This window comes from Clostridium sp. AF21-20LB, from assembly GCF_003478795.1.
Lineage (GTDB): Bacteria > Bacillota > Clostridia > Lachnospirales > Lachnospiraceae > Otoolea > Otoolea fessa.
The window spans coordinates 1-7,454 of record NZ_QUGD01000042.1 but is presented as its reverse complement, the minus strand read 5'-3'; the positions used below and the strand labels follow the sequence as shown (position 1 = coordinate 7,454).

At 52.2% G+C, this 7,454-nt stretch carries 8 protein-coding genes and 1 pseudogene; all 9 read right to left on the bottom strand.

Annotation, left to right across the window (positions count from 1 at the left end):
- Positions 1 to 135: 135 nt before the first annotated feature.
- Positions 136 to 231, bottom strand: a pseudogene (locus DWX76_RS14645) (Maff2 family protein); the annotation flags it as partial.
- 85 nt (positions 232 to 316) lie between these two features.
- A complete protein-coding gene (locus DWX76_RS13355) occupies positions 317 to 1,942 on the bottom strand; it encodes a recombinase family protein (protein ID WP_002594230.1) in 1,626 nt (541 codons plus the stop codon).
- Between the two features lie 127 nt (positions 1,943 to 2,069).
- Positions 2,070 to 2,264: a transposon-encoded TnpW family protein gene (locus DWX76_RS13350; RefSeq protein WP_002594231.1), complete on the bottom strand. Its 195-nt coding sequence runs from the start codon at positions 2,262 to 2,264 to the stop codon at positions 2,070 to 2,072.
- On the bottom strand, positions 2,261 to 3,115 hold the full coding sequence (locus DWX76_RS13345) for an ATP-binding protein (protein WP_002594232.1): 855 nt from the start codon (positions 3,113 to 3,115) through the stop codon (positions 2,261 to 2,263). Before DWX76_RS13345 ends, DWX76_RS13350 begins: the two co-directional genes overlap by 4 nt.
- Positions 3,112 to 3,852, bottom strand: a complete 741-nt coding sequence (locus tag DWX76_RS13340) for a replication initiator protein A (protein WP_002594233.1) — start codon at positions 3,850 to 3,852, stop codon at positions 3,112 to 3,114. The genes DWX76_RS13345 and DWX76_RS13340 overlap by 4 nt, the downstream gene beginning before the upstream one ends.
- Before the next feature lie 129 nt (positions 3,853 to 3,981).
- Positions 3,982 to 4,368 (bottom strand): cysteine-rich VLP domain-containing protein, encoded by a 387-nt coding sequence (locus DWX76_RS13335; protein WP_002594234.1) that lies wholly within the window; start codon positions 4,366 to 4,368, stop codon positions 3,982 to 3,984.
- On the bottom strand, positions 4,358 to 5,983 hold the full coding sequence (locus DWX76_RS13330) for a relaxase/mobilization nuclease domain-containing protein (RefSeq protein WP_002594235.1): 1,626 nt from the start codon (positions 5,981 to 5,983) through the stop codon (positions 4,358 to 4,360). Before DWX76_RS13330 ends, DWX76_RS13335 begins: the two co-directional genes overlap by 11 nt.
- Positions 5,955 to 6,350 carry a plasmid mobilization protein gene (locus DWX76_RS13325; RefSeq protein WP_002594236.1) on the bottom strand — a complete coding sequence of 132 codons (396 nt, stop codon included), beginning with the start codon at positions 6,348 to 6,350 and terminating at the stop codon, positions 5,955 to 5,957. The genes DWX76_RS13330 and DWX76_RS13325 overlap by 29 nt, the downstream gene beginning before the upstream one ends.
- A gap of 627 nt (positions 6,351 to 6,977) precedes the next feature.
- Positions 6,978 to 7,454, bottom strand: a 477-nt coding sequence (locus DWX76_RS13315; protein WP_118570859.1) for a murein transglycosylase, incomplete at its 5' end; no start/stop codon positions are given.

Genomic DNA, 7,454 nt, shown 5'->3' with positions numbered 1-7,454 from the left:
ATTGACGTTATCGAAAAGGCCGTCCAGATTTCCCATGATACCATCGACGAGCAGACCTTTCAGCCATTCAACGATTGCGTCGATGATAAAGTCCATACATCAGCTCCTTCTGGAAAAAGGGACAACGGGTGACACTTAGCTGAACAGACCGGACAGCAGAGGGATAAGCTGAAGGCCGATCAGAACGACACCGCCGCCAGCCATGAGCTGCTTAATGCCCTGTGATTTTGCTTATGTGTGATAAAGAAGTAATAGAAGTGTAAAAAATTTTGCCGTTCCTATCCGGCACATGAGGTATGTCGGATAGGTCGGGCGGTTAGGTGTCGGGCAGTTCTACCTTGCCGACAAAAGAATAATAGATTTCGATTTCCTGTCTGCGTAACTTGCCCCGGCGTTTCCCGTCAAGGGCAACGCTTTCATGGACAACGATTTTCTCCACAAACTCCCGCAGCAGAGTAGGGGTAAGTTCTTCAATGGTAGTGTGCCTGCGTACCACATTCATAAACTTTTCAGCGTTTGCGGTGGCTTCCTGCGCTTTGGAAAGTTCTTCCCGCAGTCTGGCGGCACGTTCTTTCAGTTCTTTCTGCTCGGCTTCATAGTCTGCCGACAGCTCTGTGAAACGCTCGTCCGATATGCGCCCGGTTACGCTGTCCTCATACAGCCGCTTGAAGATAGCAGATAACTCGGCTATGCGTTTCTCGGCGGCTTCCAGCTCCTTTTTCTTGGCGGCGTTCCTGCGTCTGTCCCCGTCCTCATTCTGCTCGATTAAAAGCTTCATAAACCGGGCTTCATGCTTTGCCGCATAGCTGGTAACTTTCCGCAGATTGGAGAGTACGCCAGCGGTCAAGAGGTCAGTGCGGATAAAGTGCGCTGTGCAGTCGGCGGTGCGTTTCTTGTAGCTTCCGCAGATATAACAGTCCTGCTTGCGCTTGTCCGTCTGGTATCGCTGCTGGTACATGACGCTGCCGCAGTCGGCACAAAAGAGTATGCCGGAGAACAAGCCCACTTCGTCATAACGGTTGGGGCGTTTGCGCTGCTTGCGTAACTCCTGCACCCGTTCCCACGTTTCCCGGTCAATGATAGGCTCATGGTGGTTCTCAAAAACCGCCTGCTTTTCCGGGGGATTTTCTATGCTGTGTTTCAGCTTGTAGGACGGCTTCTCGGTCTTAAAGTTTACCAGACAGCCCGTATATTCCCGGTTTTCCAGCAGATGAACCACGGTATTGGTCGCCCACTTGCACTCATAGCCGGGGTGGTAGCGGCGGGTGCTGCCCGTCCTGCGGTATTCCAGCGTCCCCGGCGTGGGGATTTGCTGCTCGGTCAGCATACGGGCTATCTTGGTCGGACCGTTCCCGGCAAGGCAAAGGCTGTAAATCTGCCGTACCACCGGGGCGGCTTCCTCGTCAATGATAAAGTTTTCGTCCTCGTCCATGAGGTAGCCATAGACGGGCTTGCTTGTGATGGGCTTTCCGCTCATGCCCTTAGAGCGTTTTACTGCCTTGATTTTCTTGCTCGTATCTCTCACCAGCCATTCGTTAAAAATGTTCCGCAGCGGGGCAAAATCATTTTCCCCCTGTGCGCTGTCCACTCCGTCATTGATAGCGATGAAGCGGACACCTTTCTGTGGGAAAATCATTTCTGTGTACATTCCCACCTGTAAGTAGTTTCGCCCTAACCTCGACATATCCTTGACGATAACTGTCCCGACTTTCCCTGCTTCAATGTCTGCAAGCATGGCTTGAAATCCGGGTCTTTGAAAGTTCGCACCGGAATAACCGTCGTCGGTGTACCAGCGCAGATTAGAAAATCCATTCTGTTTGGCATAGGTTTCCAAAATCCTCTTTTGGTTGGAAATGGAATTGCTCTCGCCTTGCAGCTCGTCCTCATGGGACAGTCTTGGGTAAAGGGCGGTAATGAGTTGCTGGGTGGTCTGTCTTAACATAAATTCCTCCGTTTCCGACAGCCAGCCCCACTATTCCGTACCTTGATTGTACCACATGGGGCGGCTGTCTGTATAGCGGCAAAAGCGTCAAATCTGCTTCTTTACGGTCGGTAAAAATGACGGTTTTTCAATCAGGCTTATCACAGGTCAAATATCCGGCGGCGGCTTCTGCTTCCAGCACTTTCATCATCTTGTCAGCGGCGGTGTCGGTCGCCCCCTCCTTGAAAAAGCCAGACACCACAAGGATTGTGTTGCCTATCCTCGTTTCGGTCACGCAGTCCGGGCGGCGGGCAGGGCGTTTGTTTCTCTGGGTGTCGGTCATAGGCAAATCTCCTTTCCGGCAAGCAGCCGTTTCAGCTGTTCCATTTTTCCCTGTGCGGCGGCTTTCCTCAAATTCTCCCCGGTAAAGCAGAGAGGGGAACACATTTCAAGCAGGCGGTCATAAATCCGGGCGTGGGCGGTGTCCTCCGGGTGCTGCAATTCCTCCAGCGTGAGGTTGGTCGTCACAATCAGCGGCTTCCTGCTCCGGTAGCGGCTGTCAATCACATTGTAGACCTGTTCCAGACCGTATTCTGTGCCACGCTCCATTCCAAAATCGTCAATGATGAGCAGGGGGAAGCTGCAAAGGCGGGAAATATATTCGTTCCTGCCCGCAAAGCTGGCGGCAAGGTCGTTTAATATTGCTGCAAAGTTTGTCATGCACACCGGGACTTCCTGCTCCATGAGGGCGTTTGCAATACACCCGGCAAAATAGCTTTTCCCAGTGCCTACCCTGCCCCACAAGAGCAGCCCGTAGTTCCCGTCCTTTATCTGTTCCCAGCGTGCCACATATCCGGCGGCGTTCTTCATCTGCGGGCAGCTGCCGTTATCGTTGGCAAATGTCCAGTCCTGCATGGTCTTGTCTGTAAAGCCCTGCCGTTTCAGCCGTTCCACCGTTTCAAGGTGGCTGCGCCGCTTCTCGGCGGCTTCCCGTTCCTTACGGGCTGCCCGCTGGCAGTCGCACTCTGACGGGTGGCGGTCACGCCCGAAAAAGGTCTTGCCCTCCGGGAAATAGGCTTCTTTGGGTTTCCGGCATTTGCCGCAGTATAAAAGCCCGTCCTCCCCGGTGTAATCCTCCGGCTCGGCTGTGGTGTCGGTCATAGGCAGTATGGTGTTGTGGATTGTATCGGTCATAGGCTTTCTCCCTCCTTGAATGAATAGTCCGGTATGCCTTTCTTTGGCTTCTCTTTGGCAGCGTCCTCCTGCGCCCACTTGTAAATGGTGGCTGCATGGCTCTGGTACTGCTTCCCGGTGGAAGCGATGTGGCAGGAAAGGCGGTCAAGGTAATACTCCCACTTGCCGGGGAAGTCCTGTTCCAGCTCCAAAAGTTCTGTGTCAGAAAGAAATACATTTTTATATCTGCCATAAGCGGCGGGGGGCTGCCCCTCACTCGCTCCTTTTGTTTGGCTCTCTATTAGGTTGTTTATATTAGTTTGGTTAGGGGACGGTTTTCCGACCGTCATAAGGTCAGTTTTCCGGCTGTCAGTTGGTCGGTTTCCCGCCCTTATGAGGGGCGGTTTTCCGTCCGTCAGTTGGTCGGAAAACTGTACCACTGGGATAGGCGGCACTTTCACATACAGACGGTTGGCGGCAGAAAAGCCCGTCCGTCTGCGTTCCAGCAGCCCGGCAGCGTCCAGTTCGTTCAGTGCGCCCTTTATGGTGGTGCAGCCTTTATCCAGCATTTCCGCTATCTCTGCTATGGGGTAGACAATGTATGTCCGTCCCTCGCTGTCCTGCCAGCCGTTCTTCTGCGAAAGGGTGGAACGGTCTAACAGCAGCGCATATAACTCTCTTGCGGTGTGGGATAGGTCTGTTTCCAGCAGGAAACGGGGGTAAGGCAGGTAAGCGGGCAGCTCCGTTCCTGCGGTCATATATCAGCGATAGGGTTCACCTCCTTGTGGTGTCTGTCTGTGGGTTCTGTTACGCTTTTAGGGGGCGTTTTTAAGGGAAAAGGATAAATGTATCACGCACCCTTTGACACCCTCCAAAAAAGCCTTGATTTATGCGGGTTTGAAATGCCCTAAAGCGTGACATTTCTCCCTTTGTTTCCGCTTCCGTTTGGCGGCGTTTATCCGCTTCATGCGTCCGGCGCAGTCCGGGCAGTATTTCCCCCGGTTGGATTTTGGGAAGAAGAACGCCCCGCAGACAGCGCAGCGTTTCCGGCTTCCCCGGCGCAAGAGGGCGGCTTCCAGTGCTTCATCAAGGGGCAGGACAGCGGCGGTAAACCAGCGGCAGAGCAGCGAATAGCTGATACTCTGTACACACACGCAAGGCTCGCCGTCCTCCAACAGCAGGCAGTTCCCGCTGTCATAGTTGCAGCACTCATGCACAAGGCGGCGGGCTGCCCGGTACTGGCGGTAGTCCATGCGGGGGATATTACCGTTCATGGCTCTGCTCCTTTCTGCGCTGCGGCTCGCTCCGGCGTAAAATCTGGTCGATATTGCCCTTGACAGTCTGCAAGCGGCGGTACTCCTCCCGTTTTGCCCGGTAATCGTTGTAGCCGCTGTTTTTCTCTTTGATAAGGCTTTCAATCTCTGCTTGCAGGGATTTATAGCTCGGCAGCTTGGAAATGCCGTTCTCCCTGAAATAGCGGGCGGCTGCGTCTGCTATGATAAAGTCACTTTCATGCTTCTGACGGTAGGCTGCTTTTGCTTTGGCGTTTTTCTGCTGTTTCAGCCCGTCCCGGACAGGGCGGGTCTTGGAATAGGCAAGCACCTGCCGTTGCAGCTCCTTTTTCCCGTTCAGCGTCTTTTCCACCTGCTTCAACCACGCAAGGCTTTCCTGCATGGCGGCATAGGCGGCAGAACAGGCTTCGTCCAGTTCCTCCGGGGAGGAAAAGCCGTACTGCTGATAGGCGGTAACGGTAGCTGCCATTTGCTTTAGGTTGTGCTTTGCCGCCCAGCGGTCATAGCCCACGCCCTTGCCCTCGGCTCGCTTGGCTTCCCGGTCAACCATGCGCTGCAAGGTGTTGTCTGCCGGGGTGGTTTTTGCAGCTTTTTCCCCTTGTAACGGCTTTTTAACTGCGGCAGGGTATTCGGGTATGGCTTTGGTCTGTTCGGCAGCTCTGTGGGCGTTCTGCGTGAGCAGGGCAAGGACAGCAGCCTTGTCAAAATCGTCCCCCAGCTTTCGGGCTGTGATAGGCTTTGTCCTGTCCGGCGTGAGGTAGGAAAGCCGCCCCCGGCTCTCCTTGACGGTCACACCCTCCCGCAGCAAAAGGGAAGAAAACTCGTCAAAGCTGCCAGCTTGGGAAAGTGCCTGCCGTATCGTCCGGCGCAGCTTCGCCTTGTCCGTTTCAAACTTGGTGGGCTTGGTCGGCTGTCCGGCGGCTTCTCTGGCGGCGTTCTCTTTGTCAAGGGCAAGCTGCCCTTTCTTTGCCGCCCAGTATTCCCGTTCGGTTATCCGTTCCTTGCTGCCGTTCAAGAGGTCGATTTGGTAAAGCCCCTCCCGGTGGCACATTTCCATGACTTCGCTCTTGAAATATTCCATAGCGGCGTTGGTGCAGCGGTGCTTGCAGCCCTCCAGCGTGTCGGCTGGTCTGTCCATGTAGGGCAGAAGCGGGACTTCGTAAATCCGCAGGGAGTTGATGACGATATGCACATGGATATTCCCGCTGTGGTTATGCCCGTCCGGGTGGGTGCAGATTAGGGCTTGGTGTCCGGGGAAATGCTCCTTGCAGAACTGCTCGCCCAGCTCCTGCGCCCGGTCTACGGTCAAGCCGTTGTCTGTCCCGTCCCGTGGGTCAAAGCTGATGATATAGTGGTGGCTTTTCACATCTTCCCGTTTTTGGTTTTTCTCATAGCGGAGATTGGCTCGCATACAGGCAACAGCGAAATCCTCGCCCCCGCAGTTGAGGGAAGAAATGCGGTAATCCTCCCTCGGTATCAGCCGCCCGTTTTCATCAAGGGTGGCTTTCATGGTAAACTCGTCATGCTCAAATGTGAGATAGGCTTCCGCTGCGCCATAGTCGGCGTTTTTAGAGCTGATATGTTTGAATGTTGCCAACAGCGTCACCCACTTTCTGCAAGACTTCAAACTTTAGGGCAGCAAGGTCGGAAACCGCCGCCCGTACCTCCCCGGCAAGCTGCGGATAGGGACTGTGCCACTCGTTCAGCGTCCGGGCTATCTGGTTTAAGTTGCCGCCGATCCTCCCGTATTCGGCGGTCAGCTTCCCGACAGCGGCAAGCAGCTCGTCATTGATGGGGGAAACGGTTATGATGGGGCGTATGGCTGCCCCGGTTATGGCTTGCCGGATAAACTCGGCTTGGCTCATGTGGTAAGCAGAAAGCCGCTGGGCAAACTCGGCGTATTCTTCCTCGGTCATGCGTGTTTTGACTACCCGGCTGCGGTGCGGCGTGTTGTATCGTTTCATAGGTGGTTGACCTCCTTTCTGTGCGTGGTGTCCTCTCACTAATAGGAGAAAAACAGGGTGTGAAGCGGAACTGTTTTTGAAAAATCCGAAAAATATTTTGAGGGGTTTTTCAGCGGCGCAAGCCGCATAAGCAGGGTTTGGGGAAGGCACTCCCCAACAAGATTCCCGCAGGGGCAAAATGAGCGATAAGCGAATTTTGGCACCTCGGTAGAATCTTGCTCTAAGAAACTGCCGGCCTGCCGTTCACTTGCTACTGCCACTTTTTCAGAAAATCTATAACCAGCTTTTTTTATAAAAGGCTGCGGGCTGGCGTTTTTCCCTTACTCCCTACAAACCACAAAAGAGCAGAATGGACGGACTTTCCGGCAAGAACTTTTCCGGCGGCTCGGTCTTTCCCGACAATAAGGCGTTTCGGAAGCTGCGTTTTGCCCGCTGTCTGAAAAAAATGGCAGCCTTTTTTGGTTTCACTGTCTAATACGGAACTTTTGGAAATTTGCCAAAAATGGACGCAAAAAAAGCAGCAAATCTTTTTCGGATTTACTGCTTCATGTGCCGCTGCGGTGCGGCGGGATGGATATTCAGTTGAAATAAAAGAGGATGGTGGTACTTTAGTCTATCGACTCTTTACTAACTATTAGGTAATCTTGAAAGATTTTCCTTGAATTTATCTAAAGAATGTTCATTGTTTCCCGCAAAAATAAGTGGAATTGTATATTCATATGATATGCCATTTTCATAGTCCGATAATTGTATTTTTATAGTATCATCCCTCTCATCTTTAGGTGCTATATATATGAATGAATTTTTATTTATATCAGATATTTTCCCTTTTTCAGAAGAAACAGTATAACCCCAGTCTGTTAAATTTGTCTTTATTGTAACTTCTGTTTCTGTTTCTTTTCTAGTCTGCAATGCTGTTTTATCGATTTGGATATCAAAAGGAGTCGAACCTAACAATTCACTGTTTATATTTACAAGTTCTTCTCCATTTGTTTTAGAAATATTAGATTCATCTTCATAATTTTGTTGAGATTCATCTTTTGGTGTTTCTCTGTTACATCCTAATAAAAAGCATAAAATAATTAGTACTAATACAGAAGTTGT

Excerpts from the sequence above, each read along its gene's own strand:
- DWX76_RS13355 (WP_002594230.1), bottom strand. The coding sequence starts at position 1,942 with ATGTTAAGACAGACCACCCAGCAACTCATTACCGCCCTTTACCCAAGA.
- DWX76_RS13325 (WP_002594236.1), bottom strand. The coding sequence starts at position 6,350 with ATGAAACGATACAACACGCCGCACCGCAGCCGGGTAGTCAAAACACGC.
- DWX76_RS13345 (WP_002594232.1), bottom strand. The coding sequence starts at position 3,115 with ATGACCGATACAATCCACAACACCATACTGCCTATGACCGACACCACA.
- DWX76_RS13335 (WP_002594234.1), bottom strand. The coding sequence starts at position 4,368 with ATGAACGGTAATATCCCCCGCATGGACTACCGCCAGTACCGGGCAGCC.
- DWX76_RS13340 (WP_002594233.1), bottom strand. The coding sequence starts at position 3,852 with ATGACCGCAGGAACGGAGCTGCCCGCTTACCTGCCTTACCCCCGTTTC.
- DWX76_RS13350 (WP_002594231.1), bottom strand. The coding sequence starts at position 2,264 with ATGACCGACACCCAGAGAAACAAACGCCCTGCCCGCCGCCCGGACTGC.